The 19,077-nt window shown below is 73.8% G+C and carries 15 protein-coding genes; 3 read left to right on the forward strand and 12 right to left on the reverse strand.

The features are described 5' to 3' along the window. Positions 1 to 261: 261 nt before the first annotated feature. Together JJJ15_RS05815 and JJJ15_RS05820 are read left to right on the forward strand one after the other, a co-directional pair. Positions 262 to 897: a TetR/AcrR family transcriptional regulator gene (locus JJJ15_RS05815; RefSeq protein ID WP_106109862.1), complete on the forward strand. Its 636-nt coding sequence runs from the start codon at positions 262 to 264 to the stop codon at positions 895 to 897. Then, positions 894 to 2,243 carry an acyltransferase gene (locus JJJ15_RS05820; RefSeq protein WP_200511754.1) on the forward strand — a complete coding sequence of 450 codons (1,350 nt, stop codon included), beginning with the start codon at positions 894 to 896 and terminating at the stop codon, positions 2,241 to 2,243. The genes JJJ15_RS05815 and JJJ15_RS05820 overlap by 4 nt, the downstream gene beginning before the upstream one ends. Before the next feature lie 132 nt (positions 2,244 to 2,375). Here the strand turns inward: JJJ15_RS05820 and JJJ15_RS05825 are convergent, their stop codons facing one another. The 11 genes from JJJ15_RS05825 to metG all read right to left on the reverse strand — a co-directional run bounded on the left by JJJ15_RS05825 (position 2,376) and on the right by metG (position 16,600). Next, positions 2,376 to 3,206, reverse strand: a complete 831-nt coding sequence (locus JJJ15_RS05825) for a hypothetical protein (protein WP_200511755.1) — start codon at positions 3,204 to 3,206, stop codon at positions 2,376 to 2,378. After that, positions 3,203 to 4,525: a hypothetical protein gene (locus JJJ15_RS05830; RefSeq protein ID WP_200511756.1), complete on the reverse strand. Its 1,323-nt coding sequence runs from the start codon at positions 4,523 to 4,525 to the stop codon at positions 3,203 to 3,205. Before JJJ15_RS05830 ends, JJJ15_RS05825 begins: the two co-directional genes overlap by 4 nt. A 41-nt stretch (positions 4,526 to 4,566) precedes the next feature. After that, the gene (locus JJJ15_RS05835; protein WP_200511758.1) at positions 4,567 to 5,529 is read right to left on the reverse strand and encodes a glycosyltransferase; all 963 of its coding nucleotides are present in this window, start codon (positions 5,527 to 5,529) and stop codon (positions 4,567 to 4,569) included. Between the two features lie 5 nt (positions 5,530 to 5,534). Then, a complete protein-coding gene (locus JJJ15_RS05840) occupies positions 5,535 to 6,305 on the reverse strand; it encodes a polyprenol monophosphomannose synthase (RefSeq protein WP_200511759.1) in 771 nt (256 codons plus the stop codon). Between the two features lie 192 nt (positions 6,306 to 6,497). Next, positions 6,498 to 8,642 (reverse strand): ABC-F family ATP-binding cassette domain-containing protein, encoded by a 2,145-nt coding sequence (locus tag JJJ15_RS05845; RefSeq protein WP_200511760.1) that lies wholly within the window; start codon positions 8,640 to 8,642, stop codon positions 6,498 to 6,500. Continuing rightward, positions 8,642 to 9,751 carry a 4-(cytidine 5'-diphospho)-2-C-methyl-D-erythritol kinase gene (locus JJJ15_RS05850; protein ID WP_200511761.1) on the reverse strand — a complete coding sequence of 370 codons (1,110 nt, stop codon included), beginning with the start codon at positions 9,749 to 9,751 and terminating at the stop codon, positions 8,642 to 8,644. Before JJJ15_RS05850 ends, JJJ15_RS05845 begins: the two co-directional genes overlap by 1 nt. Then, positions 9,748 to 10,821, reverse strand: a complete 1,074-nt coding sequence (rsmA, locus tag JJJ15_RS05855; protein ID WP_200511762.1) for a 16S rRNA (adenine(1518)-N(6)/adenine(1519)-N(6))-dimethyltransferase RsmA — start codon at positions 10,819 to 10,821, stop codon at positions 9,748 to 9,750. Before rsmA ends, JJJ15_RS05850 begins: the two co-directional genes overlap by 4 nt. 52 nt (positions 10,822 to 10,873) lie before the next feature. Then, positions 10,874 to 11,887, reverse strand: a complete 1,014-nt coding sequence (locus tag JJJ15_RS05860; RefSeq protein ID WP_246742182.1) for a G5 domain-containing protein — start codon at positions 11,885 to 11,887, stop codon at positions 10,874 to 10,876. 397 nt (positions 11,888 to 12,284) lie between these two features. Then, positions 12,285 to 13,067, reverse strand: a complete 783-nt coding sequence (locus JJJ15_RS05865; RefSeq protein ID WP_314719940.1) for a G5 domain-containing protein — start codon at positions 13,065 to 13,067, stop codon at positions 12,285 to 12,287. A gap of 508 nt (positions 13,068 to 13,575) precedes the next feature. Beyond that, on the reverse strand, positions 13,576 to 14,502 hold the full coding sequence (locus tag JJJ15_RS05870; protein ID WP_200511764.1) for a TatD family hydrolase: 927 nt from the start codon (positions 14,500 to 14,502) through the stop codon (positions 13,576 to 13,578). Between the two features lie 250 nt (positions 14,503 to 14,752). After that, positions 14,753 to 16,600, reverse strand: a complete 1,848-nt coding sequence (metG, locus tag JJJ15_RS05875) for a methionine--tRNA ligase (RefSeq protein WP_200511765.1) — start codon at positions 16,598 to 16,600, stop codon at positions 14,753 to 14,755. A gap of 372 nt (positions 16,601 to 16,972) precedes the next feature. Here metG and JJJ15_RS05880 point away from each other — a divergent pair, with 372 nt between their 5' ends. Continuing rightward, complete coding sequence (locus JJJ15_RS05880) at positions 16,973 to 17,596, forward strand: hypothetical protein (RefSeq protein WP_129591533.1); 624 nt, start codon at positions 16,973 to 16,975, stop codon at positions 17,594 to 17,596. Positions 17,597 to 17,793: 197 nt separating this feature from the next. On the opposite strand, the gene JJJ15_RS05885 is transcribed toward JJJ15_RS05880, so the two are convergent. Further along, positions 17,794 to 18,384, reverse strand: coding sequence for an isochorismatase family protein (locus tag JJJ15_RS05885; RefSeq protein WP_246742183.1), 591 nt, complete (start codon positions 18,382 to 18,384; stop codon positions 17,794 to 17,796). Positions 18,385 to 19,077 lie beyond the last annotated feature (693 nt).

The raw sequence follows: 19,077 nt of genomic DNA on the forward strand, positions 1-19,077 counted from the left end.
GTGGGGGACGTACCCTAAAGATACGTCTCCTGCGACTGAGGTACGTCCGCGGACAAGACCACGCTCCTGGTCCAGCTGCCCGTACGTCCCCCGTGGTTAAGGTACGTCCGCGCCATTGCGCCACTCCTGGGCTGGGTCCCGTATCCGCGTCAGCGTACGTCCCCGGTGAACCACGCTGCGGGCAGCCGGGTGGGCAGACAGGCCGCGACGCCGGTGCCCCCGGTCGGCTGAAGGACGCCGTAGGACGGCACAATGGTTCCCATGGCGAGCAAGCGGACCAGGATGAGCGCGGGAGAGCGGCGCGAGCAGCTCATTGCCGTGGCACGGGGGCTCTTCGCGGAGAAGGGCTTTGACGCCACCAGCATCGAGGAGGTCGCCTCCCGGGCCAAGGTCTCCAAGCCGGTGGTCTACGAGCACTTCGGAGGCAAGGAAGGGCTCTACGCCGTCATTGTGGACCGTGAGCTGACCTGCATCTACGCCGCGATCACCGGCGCCCTGGAGTCCGACGCCTCCCCGTCGGTCATCCTGGAGCACGCCGCCCTGGCCCTGCTGACCTACATCGAGGACCACACCGAGGGCTTCCGCATCCTCTCCAGTGAGAACGACCGCTCCAGCGGCACCTACTCCACGCTGCTGGCGGACCTGGCGGTGCAGGTCTCGGGCATACTCGCCACCCACTTCAAGGCCCACCAGCTCGACCCCCGCACCGCGCCCCTGTACGCCCAGATGCTCGTGGGGATCGTGGCCCTGCCCTCCCAGTGGTGGCTGGAGAACCGCAGGCTGAGCAAGGAAGAGGTGGCCGCGCACATGGTGAACCTGGCCTGGAACGGCCTGCGCGGGATCCTGCCCAGACCGGTGCTGCGCACCCGCGGCACGGACCCGGGAGACCAGGGATGAGCCAGCCGCGGCACGCCGGCCCCGAGCGCGTCGGAGGACGGGTGCCGTGGATCGACGTCGCCCGGGGCGCCGCCATGCTCATGATCGTCATCGGCCACGCCTACCTGCCCTGGGACGGGCACCCCACGGCCTTCACCTTTATCTACGCCTTCCACGTCCCCGCCTTCTTCCTCCTGTCCGGGCTGGTCCACCGCACCCGAGGACGCTCCCTGACCGCGTGGCTGCGGGGCCGTGTACGCACCATCCTGGTGCCCTACCTCACCTGGGCGCTGGTGAGCGTGGTGCTGTTCGACGTCGTGGGGGGCCTGGCGGCCCAGATCCTGCACCGCCGGGGGCCGACCTCACTGTCACAGGACCTGTGGGGGATCGTGTGGGCCAACCCCTCCGAGCACCTCATGGACTGGAACAAGCCCCTGTGGTTCCTCCCGGCCATTACGGTGGCCTACCTGCTGGCCACCGGGGTGGAGCGCCTGGGGGTGGAGCTGGCCCGGGTGCCCCTGCCGGTGTGGATCCTGGCCTCAGTGGGCCTGTCCTGGTGGACGGTCGCCCGCACCACCCCGGCCCTGCCCTGGTCGCTGGAACGGGTCGTGGTGCTCATGCCCTTCTTCCTTATCGGGGCGTGGTTGCGCGGGCCTCTGCTGGGTGCCGCGGCCGGGCGCACCGGGGGATCCACGCGCACCAGGGAAGCCACACGCACCAGGGGATCCACCCGCACGGGGGCGTTGGCCCCGACGGGGGAGGCGCGCGTCGGCGACCCGGCGGAGGTCCTGGACCCGCCCGCCCCGACGGGGGAGGTAGGCGGGCGCCGCGCCGCACCGGCGTCCAGGCGCCCCCCGGGCCGCGGCCAGGCCGCCACCAGCCACAGGGCAGCCCTACCCGACGTCCCCAGGCGCCGGTCCCACCCGTCCACGCCCCCCTGGCTGGAGGCCGCCGCCGGGACCGCCTGCTGGGTGTCCACGGCCCTCATCGCCTTCAGCCAGTCCCCCGTTGACTACGTCACCAAGGCCTACGGGGAGAGCTACCCCCTCTTCCTCCTGGGCGCGCTCACGGGCAGCGGGGGCCTGGTGCTCCTGGCCCGGTCCCTGCCACGTCCCTGGGGGCGGTGGCTGGAGCGTGTGGGCCGCGACAGCCTCATTATCCTGTGCCTGCACAAGTTCGTGGTCATCGCCCTCCAGATGGTCCTGGGGCGCGTCGGCGCAGAGACCTGGCCGGTCCCCTCCAGCCTGTGGGCGCTCGGTGTCGCCCTGGTGACGGTCGGGGTGTGCCACGCGGTGGCGGTCCCGGTGAGGTGGCTCGCCCCCTGGTCGCTGGGGCTCCGCCGCCCAGCGGGGGGCGCGGTCCGCTGAGCGGGGGCACGCCGACGGCGTCACTCCCCCGGGCCGGCACCCCCGGCCCGCTGCCTGGTCGCCTACCCCGACGGCACCGTCACCGCGCTCCGGGCCGGCGCCCCCGGCCCGCTGTGGGGCACGCCGACGACGTCAGCGGCGCCTGACCTCGCGGAGCCGGTCGCGCAGGGGCTTGAGATAGGGCTTGAGGCGTCCGCGCAGGTCACGTCGCTCCTGGCGCAGGCGGATCTCCGCGGGGCTCATGGGCCGGGTGGTTATGCCGTACCTCCTGGCCACCTCCCAGGGCAGCAGGTCCGGGGAGAGGTGGTAGTCCCGGGCGAAGTAGGCCACGGAGAGCTCCCGGTCGTAGTGGCCGGCGAAGTGGCAGACCAGGGCGTCCTGGGCGGAGGCGGTGTACAGGTGGGTGCGGGAGTTGAGGCGCTGGGGGTCGGTGAGCCAGGTACGCCCCAGCAGGTCCCGGTCGTGGAGGACCTTGACGATCTGGTCCTGGTCGCCGTGGGTGAAGATACCCAGGCGCTTCTCGTCCCACCAGCGCTCGACGTCGTCAATGGGCTCGGTGAGCACCCCCTCCAGGAGGCTGGTGGCGGCCTGGCTGCGGCGCAGGAGGATGACGCCGGAGTTGAGGAAGCTGGAGAACCCCCGGGGCTCGCGGGCGCCCCGGGCGATGACAATGTCGGCGTCGCGCTCCGTGGCCTCCTCCAGCACCGCCTCCAGGATCCCCGGGCGGAAGTCGGTGAACCAGCAGTCGTCGTCGATCCACATCACCCACTCGTAGAGCGGCCCGAGGCGCTGGAGCACCCGTAGCTTAATGTCGAAGTGGCTGCGCAGGCCGCCGAGGTTGACCCCCAGGTCGAACCGGTAGTCGTACCCGTGCTCCTGGGCGTAGACCGCCTGGTTAACGTGGGAGCGGTAGCGGATCCGGTCAGCGCCCGAGACCAGGCACAGGCGGGGCAGGGCGCTCACTGCTCCCCCTCCGGCTCGGCGTCCGGCTCAGGCTCAGCCTCCGACTGGGTGGCAGCCAACTCAGGCCCCGCCCCCTGCCGGGCGGCCGCCAACTTACGCTCCCCCTCCGGCTCGGGCCCCGACCCCAGCTCGGCGTCCAGCTCAGGCTCAGCCTTCTGCAGGACGGCGATTAGCTCACGCTCCGACCTCTCCAAGGCGGCAATCACCTTACGCTCCATCTCCCGATCGGCAGCGGCCAGCTCACGCTCCGCCTCCTGCCGGGCGGCTGCCAGGTGGTGCTCGGAGCGCGCAAGGGCGGGGCACTCCAGGCCCAGCTCCGTGGCGAGCACGCGCAGGCGCAGGCGCCAGTCCAGGCGGCGCAGGGCCTCGACCTGGAGGGCGAGCGCCTCCCTGGGCGACCAGTCGGCCAGACGCAGCGCCAGCTGGGCCATACCCGCCTCAAGGTCGTCAACCGGCAGGTCCACGGTGGCCCCCTCCCACAGCAGTTCGTCGCTGCCCTCCTCACGGGGACGCCGCCCCGCCACCAGGGCACCGCCGGCCAGGGCGTCCAGCCACCGGGAGGTGACGTACTCGCGGGTGGGGTGGGTGTACTCGGCCGGTGAGACCAGGTTGGTGAAGGCCAGGACGACCTTGGCCCGGCGGTAGGAGTCCAGGACGTTGCGGTAGGAGGCCGCCGCGGTGGCGCCAAAGGGCGGGCGGGCGCCCATGACCAGCCCGTGGTCGGCGGCGCAGCGGGCCAGGGCGACGTCGTCGTCCCAGGCGGGGGCCTGGCGTCCCATGCGCTGGAGGTCCACCGGACGGCCCCCGTCCCAGGGGCCGTCCGCGGGGACACCCACAGGGTCGGCGCCCCGAGGGCCGGAGTCGTCCTTGACGACGCGGCGCCGCCACGCCGCGAGCGCGTCCGTGCCCAGCGGGAGCCAGGTCACCGGCAGCCCGCTGGCCTGCTGCCAGTGGGGGACCACGCCCTTCTCGGTGACCAGGAGGCGGTCGTAGAGCCGTCCGCGTGTCACCGCGACGGGGACCCGGTCCGTCCACCAGCAGTCAATGACCCACCCGGCCACGGTCCCGAAGCGGTGGCGCAGCCCGGGCACGCACAGGACGGCGTTGAGGTGCTCGGGGACGGCGGCGACCACCAGGAGCGTGCCGCGTCCCCGTATCCGGGGCAGCAGGAGGCGCAGCTTGGCGGCCTGGCCCAGCGGCGTGTCGGGGACGACCATGAGGTCGGCCTCCAGCAGGCGCGCGGCCAGGCGCACCATGGTGTTGACGGGGCCCCAGCCGTGGCCCTGCGGCTGGACGTACAGCATGGTGGTGCTGCTCATGGTTCCTCCTGGGCGGTCGGTGGTTCGGGGCGGGTGCGGCCTCACCGGTACCCTCCTGGCTGCCAGTCGATCTGGACGGTGGGGTCGGCGCGGACGTGGTCGTGGTACTTCAGGCTCAGGGGGGTGGAGACAAAGGCCATGAGGGCGCTCCAGGGCACGGGGTAGTCGGGGTTCGTGCCGTAGGGCTGGCTGGTCTCCTGCAGCTCCAGCAGGTCCTGGAAGTAGGACAGGCGCCGTTCGACCTCGGCAACCCACTCCACGGCCAGGGGGGTGCGGGCCTTGAAGGCGAAGCAGAACTGGGAGAGCTCCTGGCGGAAGTAGCGCCGCTGGTCCTGCCCGAGCGGCCCGAAGGCGGGCCCGGTGTGCTCGGGGGCCCTCTCCGCCGCCCCGCAGGCCCACAGGTCCGGGTCGGCGTTGAGCTGGTCGACCAGGACCGACAGGGGCCGCGTGTACTGCTTGATGTCGCAGTAGACCCCTCCGTGGTGCAGCATGAGGTAGGCGCGCAGGTAGTCCGAGCGGTGCATGTACGACAGCCGCTCGTAGGCCGGGTGGAGCGGGTGGTCGGCGACGACGTGCTCCTGGATGTTGGCGGGGGTGACCACCCTGATCTCCAGGTCGGGGTTGTCCGCGGCCAGGGCGTCCAGGCTCTCCCGGCGCCTGGGGGTGACGGGGTTGTCCCCGGTCCACAGGGCCCAGAGCACCTTGGGGGCCTGAGGCGCGGGCACGGCGTCGCGCGCCTGAGGCAGGGACCAGAAGAGGTGGTTGACCACGAAGGTCGAGGAGTTGGAGTCGGCGGCGTGACCGATCCCGGCGTCGTAGCGGTCCCGGTCCCACACGTAGGGGACCTCCTGGGCCCTACGGGCGATGCGGTCGTGGGCGCTGGCCAGGCGCCGGGCGGCCAGGCGCACCCGGGCCGTGTGGAGGCGGTGCTTGAGCTGCTGGGCGACGGCGCGCAGGCTCGTGCCCCCGCCGTCGTCCTGTGAGGGGGGCTTCGGGGCTGCCACGCCGCTCACCCCCGGCCACGACGCAGGCGGGATGCCGTGCGCCGGGCCGCGGCGGCGGCCTGGTGGGCGCGCCGGGCCAGCCCCCACCGCGTGACCAGGGCCAGCTCCTCGGTGAAGATGCCCCCGCTCAGCTTGGACTGACCGGCCTGGCGCTCCACGAAGGTGATGGGCATCTCGACGATCCGGCCTCCCATGTCCTCCACGACCTTGGTCATATTGACCTGGAAGCCGTATCCCAGGGCCCGCACCTGGCTCCGGTCCAGGCGTCGCAGGATGTCGGCGCGGTAGACCCGGAAGCCCGCGGTGGCGTCCCTGACACGTGTGCCCAGTACCACGTTGACGTAGAGGTTCCCGGCGCGGGACAGGGCCACACGCCGGGCACTCCAGCCCTGGGTGGCCCCGCCAGCCACCCAGCGTGAGCCGATGACCAGGTCCGGGGCGTCGGCCATCTCGGCGCGCTGGATGAGCAGGACCAGGTCCTCGGCGCGGTGGGAGCCGTCGGCGTCCATCTCCACCAGGAGCTCGTAGCCGGCCCCCAGGCCCCAGTCGAAGCCCGCCAGGTAGGCCGGCCCCAGGCCGTTCTTCTGCCTGCGGTGCAGGACGTGGACGTGGTCGTCGCGCGAGGCGCGCTCGTCAGCCAGGGCACCGGTCCCGTCCGGGGAGGAGTCGTCCACGACCAGGACGTGTGCGGCGGGCGCGTGCTGGCGCACCCGGTCCAGGGCGCCCGGCAGGGACTCGACCTCGTTGTAGGTCGGGATAACGACAAGGGTCTTCACGTGATTCTCCGGGGACGAGCCAGGCGGACAGGACGCGCGTCAGCGTCGCCAGGTGATTCTAGACGGTTCCGCCCGCCCGCCGCGCCGGGGGTGGCGACGCCCTACCGGCGGGGCGGGTCCTGCTGGCGGGGTGGTCACTGGGTAGACAGGAGGCGGGCGCGAGGCGGCGGCCACTGTGCGGGTGCGGGGCGTCTAGTCCTCCAGGGCCTGGGCGGCCTGGAGCCACTGCTCCTCCAGGGCGGCCTGCTCGGCCTGGGCGGCGCTCAGGTCACGCCCCAGACGGGCCAGCTCGCCCACGCGCGCGGGGTCGGCGGCAGCCTCCTCCAGACGGGCCTGAAGGCGCCCGACGGCGTCCCCGGCCTTCCCCACCCGACGCTCCAGGCGGGCCAGGGCCTTGGTGGCCTCCCGGTGCTGGGCGCCCGTGAGCCCGCCCGCACCGGCCCCGCCCAGGGCCCCGGCGCCCTCACCAGCCCGGGCCGCACCGTCGCGCCCATTGCGACCCGCACCGTCGTCGCGCCCGCCGCCCCCGCGGGACCTGCCCGGTCCGGGTCCCGGCGTCGCGCCTCCACCGCGGGCCGCGCCACGGGACACACCGCGGGCCACGCCACCGGACTCCTGGCGCCGCAGCGCCAGGTACTGCTCGACGCCGCCGGGAAGGTCGCGCAGGCACCCGTCGCCCAGGAGGGCCACCTGGTGGTCGGTGACCCGCTCCAGCAGGTAGCGGTCGTGGGAGACCACCACGAGGGTGCCGGGGAAGGAGTCCAGGACGTCCTCCACGGCGGCCAGGGTGTCGGTGTCCAGGTCGTTGGTGGGCTCGTCCAGCAGGAGCACGTTGGGCTCGGTCATGAGCAGCCGCAGCAGCTGGAGGCGGCGCCGCTCCCCACCGCTGACCTCCCCCACGCGGGTCCAGGCCCGCTGGCGGGTGAAGCCCAGGCGCTCGACGAGCTGGGCGGCGGTCAGCTCCTTGCCGTCCACGACCACCCGTTCACCGACCATGGCCACGGCCTCGACCACACGCTTGTCCGCCAGCGCGTCGAGCTCGTGGGTGGACTGGGACAGGGCGGCCACCTTGACGGTCCTGCCGCGCACCACGCGCCCCTCCGTGGGCTGCTGGACGCCCTCCAGCAGGCGCAGCAGGGTGGTCTTGCCCGCCCCGTTGACCCCGACGACGCCGACCCTCTCCCCCGGTGCCAGGCGCCAGGTGACGTGGCGCAGGACCTCGGTACCCGGCCCGGCCCCGCCGCCGGTCCCGCCGTCACCGGCCCAGCCGCGCCCCCGCAGCGGGGCCCCGCGGCCTGTCCGGCCGGTCCCGCCGTCACCGGCCCGGCTCCCGGCCCCGGTGCCCGGTACCCCTGCGCCACCCGGCCCGAAGCCGTCACGGGCCAGCGCGGAGCCGTCACCGGCCGGGTAGCGCACGGACACGTCCTCCAGGTCAATGACCTTCTTACCCAGGCGGGCGGTGGCCATGGCCGTGAGCTGGACTGTGTCCCGGGGCGGGGGCACATCGGCAATGAGGGCCTCGGCGGCCTCGGTGCGGAAGCGAGGCTTGGAGGTGCGTGCCGGGGCGCCCCGGCGCAGCCAGGCCAGCTCCTTGCGCAGCAGGTTCGCCCGTTTCCCGGCGGCCAGGGCGGCCTGCCGGGAGCGCTCGGCCCGGGCCAGGACGTAGGCGGCGTAACCGCCGTCGTAGGTCTCGACCCTCCCGGCCACCTGGGGGCGGTCGCCCCCGGGGTCCACGCCGGGGACGACCTCCCAGACGTTGGTGCACACCGCGTCCAGGAACCAGCGGTCGTGGGTGACCACGACCAGGGCGCCACGGGCGCGCCGGGACGCGAACCGGGCGCCGACGTAGCGGGCCAGCCAGGCCACGCCCTCGACGTCCAGGTGGTTGGTGGGCTCGTCGAGCACCACCACGTCGGCCGGGGCGGTCAGGACCGCAGCCAGGGCCACGCGGCGCCTCTGGCCCCCGGAGAGGGTGGCGGCCCGCGCGCCCAGGTCCAGGTCCGCCAGCAGCCCGGCGTGGACGTCGCGGACCGCTGGGTCGGAGGCCCAGGTGTGCTCAGGGACGTCCCCGTGGACCGCCTGGACCACGGTGGCCTCCGCGTCCAGGTCGTCGGCCTGGCTGAGCATGGCCAGGCGCACGCCCCCGGTGCGGGTGACACGCCCGCCGTCGGGGTGGCGGGCCCCGGCCAGGACCTGCAGGAGGGTGGACTTCCCGGCGCCGTTGGGCCCCAGGACCCCGACCCGGGTGCCGTCCTCGATGCCGAGGGTGACGCCGTTAAGCAGGATGCGCGAGCCGACGACCACGCGCAGGCCCTCCACACCCAGCAGGTACGCCATCAGCCCACCACCCTGGCCCCGGCCACGGGGGCGTCCACGCGCAGCACGCCGGAGCAGACCCCGGAGGCGGTCAGGGCCCGCGACACCCTCTGGGCGGTCGCCATGTCGGTCACCAGCGCCGCCACGGTGGGCCCGGAGCCGGAGACCATGGCCCTCAGGGCACCGGAGGCCTGGGCCACGTCAATGACGTCGGCGAGCTCGGGGCGCAGGTCCAGGGCGGCAGCCTCCAGGTCGTTGCGCATGACCTGGGCCAGGGCGTGGGCGTCCCCGGCCCGCAGGGCGGCGGTCAGGGCGGGGGGCACCGGGTCGGGGGCTGACGCCCTGGTCCTGGCATCGGGCTGCGGCGTCAGGCCCGACGCCGGGGGCACGTCCCGCGTGGACGCCGGCTCCGGACCCGCCGGAGCCGCAGGTACCTCCGGGGCCACAGGAGCCTCTGGAGCCACAGGAGCCTCCGGAGCCGCGCCGGGGCCGCGCAGCTCATCCAGGCGGCGGAAGACCAAGGGCGTGGGCAGGCCCCGGTCCTGGAGGGCCAGGACCCAGTGGTAGGTGCCGCGTGTCATGAGGGGGCTGAGCTCGTCGCCCCGGTCAGTGCCCAGGGCGCTGCCGCCCAGCAGCGGGAAGGGGACGTCGGCGCCCAGGTGGCGGGCCAGGCTCATGAGGTGGTCCGGGGCCAGGCCGGTACCCCACAGCTGGTTGCAGGCCAGGAGGGTGCCCGCGGCGTCGGCGCTGCCTCCCGCCATCCCGCCGGCGACCGGTACCCGCTTGCGCACCAGCAGGTCCACGCCCTCGGTGACCCCGGTGGCGGCGGCCAGGAGGCGGGCGGCGGCCACGGCGAGGTTGTCCTCACCGGTGGGCACGGCGGGGTCGGGCTCCTCCAGGGTCAGGGTGATGGCGCCGATGGCGTCCGCCGCCTGCCGGCGCGCGGTGACGGTCTCAATGAGGCGCACCGCCTGGAAGACGGTGGTCAGCGGGTGGTAGCCGTCGGTGCCGGGGGCGGACGCGGACAGGAAGAGGTTGACCTTGCCGGGGGCCTCGACACGCACGGAGGCGGCGCTGCCCGAGCGGCTGGGCAGGTCGGAGTCGCTGGGGACGGCACGCAGGTAGCTCATGGTCTCTCCTTGGGGGCGCGGGGCGAGGCGGCGGGGGCGGGCCGGGTCCCGGACCTGGGGGCGCAGGCGGTGTCCCCCGTCGTCGGGCCACCCGCCCGCCCGCCGGAGTGCTGGGCCCCGGCCTGGGACCCCAGGGCCTCGGCCAGGGCGGCGAAGGCGGCGACGTCGAGGGTCTCACCGCGCGCGCGCGGGTCGACACCTGCCTGCCGGGCGGCCTGCTCGGCCTGCTGCGGGGAGCCCGCCAGGGCGGCGAGGGCCTGGCGCAGGGTCTTGCGGCGCTGGGAGAAGGCGGCGTCGATGACGGCGAAGACCGCCTCCCTGGGGGCGCGGGTGGCCGGGGGGGCGTGGCGGGTGAGCTCGACCAGGGCGGAGTCCACGTGGGGGACCGGCCAGAACACCGTGCGGTCAATGGTCAGGGTGCGGCGGGCCGAGGCGTACCAGGCGACCTTGGCGCTGGGGATCCCGTAGGTGCGTGACCCCGGGGCGGCGGCCAGGCGGTCGGCGACCTCCGCCTGGACCATGACGGTGGCCGACTCCAGGCAGGGCAGGGCCTCGAGGAGCGTCAGGAGGACGGGGACGGCCACGTTGTAGGGCAGGTTCGCCACCAGGAGGGTGGGCAGGTCCGCCCCCTGCGGCAGGCCCAGCGACTTCGGGCCGGTCACGCCCAGCGCGTCGGCGTGCACGACGCTCAGGCTGCCCGCGGCCTCCGGCATACGGTCGGCGACGGTGGCGGGCAGGGCGCGGGCCAGGACGGGGTCGATCTCCACGGCCACCACACGCGCCCCGGCAGCCAGGAGGGCCAGTGTCAGGGAGCCCAGGCCGGGGCCCACCTCCAGGACGGTGTTCCCTGGCCGGACGCCCGCGTGCCGGACGATGCCGCGCAGGACCTCGGCGTCGTGCACGAAGTTCTGCCCCAGGGCCTTGGTGGGCCGTAAGCCCAGGGCAGCGGCCAGGCCGCGCAGCCAGGTGGAGCTGACCGGAGGCAGACGGCCCTCCTCCGCCGTCTCCTGGCGGGGGCAGGCGGATGTGAGGTGGCGACGCCGGGCGGCGCCGTCGGAGGGGTCGGGCATGCCCCCAGACTACCGGGGCCACGGCAGGGCGGTAGAGCGGGGGCCGGGCGGCTCAGTACCAGCCGGTGGCCTCCGAGTGGGCCCAGGCGCCGCAGGGGCTGCCGTAGCGGCCCGCAATGTAGCCCAGCCCCCAGGTGATCTGGGTAACAGGGTTGGTGGCCCAGTCGGAGCCCGCCGAGACCATCTTGCTCCCCGGCAGGGCCTGGGGGATGCCGTAGGCGCCCGAGGAGGGGTTCTCGGCCTGGTAGTTCCAGCCCGACTCGCGGTTCCACAGGCTGACCAGGCAGGAGAACTCCCCCTCGCCCCAGCCGTAGGAGCCCATCATGGACCGGGCGACCGCCTGGGCGTCCCCGGCGGTGGTGCCGCCGGAGGCGTACTGGGGGGTCGGGGCGGCGGTGCCCGAGGAGTCCGAGGAGGAGCTCGACGAGGAGGAGGGTGCCGCGGCGGGCGCCGGAGTGGGGTCGGCCGTGCCCACCAGGACGACCTCGTCCACGGGCTTGGTGACGACGACGGTGGAGACGGCCTCACGGGAGATCTCGGTGTTGTCTGCCCAGGTGACCCGGTAGGTGGTGCGGGTGACCCCGTCAACGCCCTGGGTCTCGACCTTGGTCTCCCCCTTGGGGAGGGTGTCGGTCTCCTTCTCCACCCGGCTGTGGGCCTGGGTCTCGTCCAGGGTCTGGGTGGTCACGGTCGTGGTCTGGCCGTCCACGGTGAGGCCCGTGTCCTCGGTGGGGGCGGCGGAGGGGGTGGCCGTGTCATCGCTGTCAGCAGCGGGGCTGGGGGTGCCGGTGGCGCCCACCGGAGGCAGGGAGGCGCCCACGGGCAGCGGTGCGGCGCCGTTGGCGCCCTCGCCCGGGCCGTTCTGCTGGATGGCCGCGTAGGCCCCGCCACTGACGCCAATGGACAGGACCGCGGCGACCGCGCCGGCACGCAGGAGCGTGGAGGGGGTCAGGGTGGCCAGGAGCCCGGAGGGGGCGAGGTGTGCGTGACGCTCACGCGCACCGGGCTCAAGACCCTCCTCGGCAGCGGTCGGTTGGGTGGCTGTTCCGTGCTGGTGGTGGTCCACTTGGGGACATCCTTCCGTCGGTGACTGCTCGCCACGGTAGCGGAGATCCACCGCCACGCGCCAGGAGATCGCTCACCCCTCAGCGAATTCCCAGGGTCCGCGTCGGCGGGTCCACCCAGGCTCGACGGCGTCATACCGGGCCGGTCCCAGATCCTGGGAGCGCAGCCAGGGGCCCATAGGCGTGCCGGGTATCACGTACGGCGTACGGCGTGGCGACGTGCGCGAGGTGTCGACGACCTCCGTGCCCGGCGTCACTGCGTCCACGCCTCCCTACCCACCGGGGGCCCGGGGCGCCAGGGCCCGCTGGCACCAGCCCGGTCCGGCGTCGACGCCGGAGCGGCGGTCAGGTGATCGGGCGGTCTTCGGACGCTCTGGCGGTGGCGGCCTGGTAGCCGGCTCAGTACCAGCCGGTGGCCTCCGAGTGGGCCCAGGCGCCGCAGGGGCTGCCGTAGCGGCCCGCAATGTAGCCCAGCCCCCAGGTGATCTGGGTAACGGGGTTGGTGGCCCAGTCAGAGGACACCGACGCCATCTTGTCCCCGGGCAGGGACTGGGGGATGCCGTAGGCGTCCGAGGAGGGGTTCTTGGCCTGGTAGTTCCAGCTCGACTCCCGGGTCCACAGGCTGTGCAGGCAGGAGTACTCCGCCTCGCCCCAGCCGTAGGAGCCCATGAGGACCTTGGCCACGGCCTGGGCGGACTCCGGGGTCTTGCCGTCACCGGCCTGGGCCAGGGCCACCTCGGTGGCGGTGCCGGTGCCCACCAGGACCACCTGGTCCACGGCCGGGGTGAGGACGACCCGGGAGACCGCCTCGCGGGAGATCTCGGTGTCGTCGGCCCAGGTGACCTGGTAGGTCACCCGGGCGACCCCGTCGACCCCGGCGGTCTGGACCTTGGTCTCCCCGGCCGGGAGCTCCTTGGTCTCCCGGGTGACGACCTGGTGGGGCTGGACCTCGTCCTGGGTCAGGGTCGTCACCGAGGTGGACTGGCCGCTAACGGTCATGGGGTCCTGGGTCGCCTTGGCCGAGGAGCCGGAGTCGGTGCCGCTGGTGCCGATGGCCGCGAGCGCGGCGCGGTTGGCCCCCAGGGGCTGGATCACGTCGCTCCCGGCCTGCACGGCGGCGTAGGCGGCGCCGGACACGGCCAGGGAGAGGACCGCGGCGGTCCCACCGGCGCGGTAGATCATGGGGGACAGAGAGGTCTTCGCCCGTCCCTCGGCGCGACGGCGGCCGTGGGTTGCGTTCTCAGCAGCCGCAACACTTCGGGAGGCGAGGGAACCGAGCTCGATCAGGGTGGTGCTTAGGGAACTTGTCTGTGCGTGCCTGCCCACTAGTCAAAACCTTCCACAGGAGACAGCGTCCGGTCCAGAGTACCTGTTAGACGCGAGTCCGACAACGCATAGGAGGTACAGCACGTGCGAAACGGCCCGGACCAGGGACAATGCCAAGGCCCCGTCACAGGGGTGACGCTGCCGGGGTACCGCTGCCCGGCAGGCAACGGACACGGGGCGGGCCAGCTCCCCGGACGCCCCCGGGCCGGGGGACGAGGGGCCCACCCGTGGGTACGCCGCGCCGCCGCGCGCACCTGTACGGACCGGGGAACGAGGGCCACCGGCGCACGGCCCACGGCGGTGCGGGCACCGGGGCGGGGTGGGCCGACGGTAGGCAGCCGGTGCACAGGCACCGGGGCCGATCTCACCAGGTGCCGTAGACCTGGGTGGTGGTGGCCTCCAGACGCTGGCAGGCCTGCTCCTCGTCCAGGCCGCGCTGGGCGGCCAGGAACCTGACCGTGGCGGGGATGAGGTAGGAGGCGTTGGGCCGGCCCCGCCACGGGACGGGCGGCAGGTAGGGGGCGTCGGTCTCCACCAGGAGCAGCTCGTCGGGCAGGAGGGCCAGGGCCTCGCGCAGCCCCCGGTTGGAGGGGTAGGTCAGCGGCCCGGCCACCGAGGCGTACCAGCCGTGCTCGGCGCAGGCGGCGGCCAGTGCCGACCCGCCGGAGAAGCAGTGGAAGACGGTACGTGCCGGGGCGCCGTCGGCCAGCAGGATCTCCACGCACTGGGTGTGGGCGTCCCGGTCGTGTATCTGCAGGGGCAGGTCGAGCTCCTTGGCCAGGGCGATGTGGGCCCGGAAGGCCTCCCGCTGGGCGACCGCCCCCCGCGAGCCGGTACGGAACAGGTCCATGCCGGTCTCCCCCACCGCCACCACGAGCTCCCGGTGGGAGCGGATCGCGGTCTCCAGCAGGCCCATGGCCTCGTCCAGGGGGATCTCGTGGTGCGGTCCCGGGACGTGCTCCAGCCCGTCCGGGCCTGTCTCGAGGATCCCGGCGTGGAGGACCGCCTCGTTGGGGTGGACCCCCAGGGCCGCCCGCACCGGCCGCAGGCTGCGGGCCATGTCCAGGGTCCCGGACCAGGTGGGGAGCTCGCAGGCGGAGGTGATGAGCCGGGCCACGCCCACGGACGCCGCCCGGGTCACCAGGGCGGCAGCGTCCAGGGGGGCGTCGCTGCCGGGCCCGGTGTCCCCCAGCCCCGCCACCGGCAGGTGGGTGTGGTTGTCGGTGACGCGCCCCGCCAGGGGCGCGACGGCGTCGAGCTCCACCCAGCTGCGTTCACGCCTTGCGCTCATCACTCCTCCTCGTGTCCGTGCCAGCGGGCCCGGTGGCGCCGCCCTGGTCCGCCGCGGCGGGCCCGGAGCCACTGTGTCACCTGGTCCTTGGTGTCGTCCAGGAGGGTACCGCTCCGGACCGTCCCCGCGCGGCGCCCCGCTCAGGCGACCGGCCACCGGCTGGCCCCGGCACCAGGCGACCGGTCCCGCCCACCGGCATGCCCGGCCCCGGACTGGCCCGGTCCCTGGCTGGCCCGGATCCCCGGCCCGCTCAGGCGCCGGTGACGTCGTCGGGCAGGAAGTCCGCGTAGCGGGCCAGCTCCGTCTCGACCACGGACTCGTCCAGCTTGGTGAAGACGGGGGTCGGGCGTCCCACCGGCGTGCCCACGACCACCGGGTGGCGGCCCCAGGACGGCGCGCCGGCGTAGTCGCCGGTAATGACCGGGTAGCCGCTGCGTCCCTCAAAGGCCGCGGGCAGGACCTGGGGGTCGAGCTCGGCCACCTCCTCGACGCGGGGCATGGGGGCCACCTCGCCGGCGCCGCCCATGACGCGGTCCACGTCGTTGGCGGCGTGGGGCAGGAAGGGGGAGAGCATAAGGTTGAGGTCGGCCACGGCCTGGGCCAGGGTGTGCAGCACCGTGGCCAGGCGCTCCTGGGTGGCCGGGTCCTGCCCCTTGAGCTTGAAGGGCTGGGTGTCGGCCACGTACTTGTTGGCCTCCCCCACCAGGCGCATGGCCTCGGCCAGGGCGGCCTTCTGGCGGTGCTGGGCGATGAGGCCGCCGACGGTGTCGAACCCGGTCTCGATGGCGTCCAGCAGGGCGCGGTCGGGGTCCTTCAGCTCCCCGGGGGCGGGGACGGCGCCAAAGCGCTTGTGGATCATGGAGGCGGTGCGGTTGACCAGGTTGCCCCACCCGGCCACCAGCTCGCCGTTGGTGCGCCGCACGAACTCGGCCCAGGTGAAGTCGGCGTCGGCGGTCTCGGGGCCGGCGGCGCTGATGAAGTAGCGCAGGGCGTCGGCCTGGTAGCGCTGGAGGAAGTCGCGCACGTAGATGACGATGCCGTGGGAGGAGGAGAACTTCCTGCCCTCCATGGTCAGGAACTCGCTGGAGACCACCTCGGTGGGCAGGTTCAGGCTGCCGAGCTCCCCGGGGGCGCCGCCCCGCTCGCCCCGGCCGTCGTAGCCCAGGAGCTCGGCGGGCCAGATCTGGGAGTGGAAGACGATATTGTCCTTGCCCATGAAGTAGTAGGACAGGGCGTCGGGGTCGTTCCACCAGGCGCGCCAGGCCTCGGGGTCCCCGCTGCGGCGGGCCCACTCGATGGAGGCCGACAGGTAGCCGATGACGGCGTCGAACCACACGTAGAGGCGCTTGGTGGGCTGGTCCTCCCAGCCGGGCACGGGGATGCCCCAGTCAATGTCCCGCGTCATGGCGCGCGGGCGGATGTCGGCCAGGAGGTTGACGGAGAAGCGGATGACGTTGGGGCGCCAGGTGCCCGAGGCCTGACGCTCCTCCAGCCAGGCCCCCAGGGCGTCGGCCAGGGCGGGCAGGTCCAGGAAGTAGTGGGTGGAGTCCACGAACTCCGGCTTCTCCCCGTTAATGCGGCTGCGGGGGTTGATCAGGTCGGTGGGGTCGAGCTGGTTGCCGCAGGCGTCGCACTGGTCCCCGCGCGCCCCGGGGGTGCCGCAGATGGGACAGGTGCCCTCAATGTAGCGGTCCGGCAGGGTGCGACCGGTGGACGGGGAGATGGCCGAGCGGGTGACCTGCTCGATCATGTAGCCGTTGTCCCGCACGGTACGGAACATCTCCTGCACGACGGCGTAGTGGTTGCCGGCGGTGGTGCGGGTGAACAGGTCGTAGGACAGGCCCAGGGCCACCAGGTCCTCGACAATGAGCCGGTTGTTGCGGTCGGCGAGCTCGCGGGCGCTCACGCCCTCGGCGTCGGCGGCCACCAGGATGGGGGTGCCGTGCTCGTCGGTGCCGGAGACCATGAGCACATCGTGGCCGGACATTCGCATGTACCGGGAGAAGACGTCGGAGGGGACGCCGAAGCCGGCGACGTGACCGATGTGGCGCGGGCCGTTGGCGTAGGGCCAGGCGACCGCGGACAGGATGTGGCTCATGGGGCAAGACTAGCGGCTTCGCGCGCCGACCCGCCCCCAGAAGGGAGCGGCGCCGGGCGGCGGCGGGCAGCGGGCCGCCAACGGCACCGTACGCGCGCAAGTCCCAGGCCCGCGCGGCGGGCGGCAGACGCCCGCCTGGTGCCGGTACCCAGGTCGGTGAGCACCGCAGGCCCGCGCGGCGGGCGGCAGACGCTCGGGGACCGCCCCGAGCTCCTGGACACGACCCGCGTCCCGCGTGGCGGCAGCGCCCGGCGGGCCGGCACGACGTGGCGGCGGGCCCGCTCGCCCCTGGAGCCAGCCCGTTGCCGGAAGGAGGCGCGCGGCGCCGTCCCTCCCGTAGGCTCACCTCGTACCCTCGCCCGCAGGAGAGCCATGTCCCACACCCCGTCAGCACCACCGGCCCTGAAGGAGAAGAGCCGCGTCGGACCGAGCGTTATGTCCGCCGTGGGCGGTCTGCTCACGGCCCTGGCCGTCGCCGCCCTCGTCATGGGCCTGGACTCCGCCTCCGCGCGCATCTCCCGCAGCCTGGACCGGGGCGCCGCCCTGACCCCTGCGGGCCCCACCAGCGTGGCCCTCAAGAAGGACCTCACCTACGGCCTCTACTCCGACGACGCCGACGCCACCTGCTCGGGCACCGGCCCCGGCGGCGACGCCATAAGCGTGCAGGCCCCACGCCGCAGGACCACCACCAGGGGCCTGACGCTGGTGGGCACCTTCCAGGCGGACGACGCCGGGACCTACACCGTCACCTGCACCAGCGGCCCGCAGGCCCGCCTCCAGCTGGCCAGGCACATTACCGTCGGCCAGGTCAGCAGCGCCGTCTGGGGCGTCCTGGCGAGTATCGTCCTGGGCCTGCCGGGCCTGGGCCTGCTGGGAAGCGGCGGCATCTGGATGATCATGTGCTCGACCCACAACAGGAAGGTGCACGAGCAGATGGCGCTCCGGCTCCAGTACCGCATCCAGCAGGGCGACGTCGGGTTGCACCGGCAGGACTAGTGCCTGGGGGACGCCCGCCCGATGACGTGCCCAGCGGGACGTATCGGCAGGGCCAGGACGGCGGCACGGGCAGGCCGTCCGGCCAGGCGGCCCCGCGCGGGCGAAGGCGGCCTCCAGGGTGACCAGTCCGGCGTCGGCCCCCTGAGGTGGGCCTGCGCAGGCGGAGGTGGCCTCCCTCCTGACCACCACCGGCGGGCTCAGGCCCGGGAGACGGCCAGCTCCACCCCGGCGGCGGCCAGGGCCGTGCGGGCGGCGGCCCCGAGCTCCGGGGAGACCGGCTCAGTGAGGTCGGTCAGGACGCGCGTGGCGTAGCCCAGACGCTGGGCGTCCAGGGCCGTGTCCTTGACGCAGTGGGACTCGGCGAGCCCGACGACGTCCACGGCGACGACCCCGCGGGCGCGCAGGGCCGCGTCGAGGGTCCCGCCGGACGCCGTCGTCCCCTCAAAACCGGAGTAGGCGGCGGCGTACTGCCCCTTCTTGACGGTGACGTCCGCGTCCACGCCGGCCAGGGCGGGGTGGAGCTCGGCCTCCGGGGTCCCGGCGACCCCGTGCGGAGGCCAGGTGTCCACGAAGTCCGGGGTCGAGGAGAAGTGGCCGCCCGGGTCAATGTGCCAGTCCTGGGTGGTCACGATGACGACGTACTCGGCGCGGTGGGCGGCGACGTAGCCCGCGATGCGCCCGGCGACGGCGTTGCCTCCTGCTACGGGCAGGGCGCCGCCCTCGCAGAAGGTGGGCTGGACGTCCACGATGATGAGGGCGCGGGGAATATGAGTCATGACACCTGTCATGACACCATGGTAGCGCTTTGCTCCTCACCCGTCGACCACCGAGCCCCTGCCGCCCACACCCCGTGGTGTGTTCATCGGGGGCCGGGGCGGTGTTGCACATTCATCCTGGGGGCCCGGTCGGGCCGTTGGCGTCATTCCAACGTTTTCCCGCCCCGGGAGGCGGAGGTGAGCAGGATGAATGTGCAACGCGGGCGCCATTGCACATTCATCCTGGTTCCCAGGCCCAGACCGCCAAGCAGATCCGCATGATCCCGCCGTTTACTGATCGCCGATTGTAAAAAGAATGTGCAACTCCCCTCTCCCGCCCCGGCACCTGAGAGGAATGCGGCGCCGATGGTGCGGGACTGGACCTCCATGCGCTCCCGCCCCGGCACCTGAGAGGAATGCGTCGGCTGGCAGCCACGTACCCCCCGTACGCCGCTCCCAACCTGGCACCTGAGGGAGATGCACGAGTCAGGTCCAGGCGGGGGGCGGTCCGAGTTCACGGCCCGCGCGTCGATCTCGCCGAAGCGCGAGTCAGGCCCGGGCAGGGGCGGCCCCCACCGACCTCGGTGCTGGCGGTGGCGCGGGTCAGATCCAGACAGGCGGGCGGTGTCGGACCCCTGCCCCGGCACCTAGGGGGGAATACCGGGACAGGCGGGGGAAGCAGGCGACCATCCCGCCCCTGCCCCAGCACCTAAGGGGAATACACCA

Origin of the sequence: Actinomyces sp. HMT897, assembly GCF_016626125.1 — a bacterium.
GTDB lineage: Bacteria > Actinomycetota > Actinomycetes > Actinomycetales > Actinomycetaceae > Actinomyces.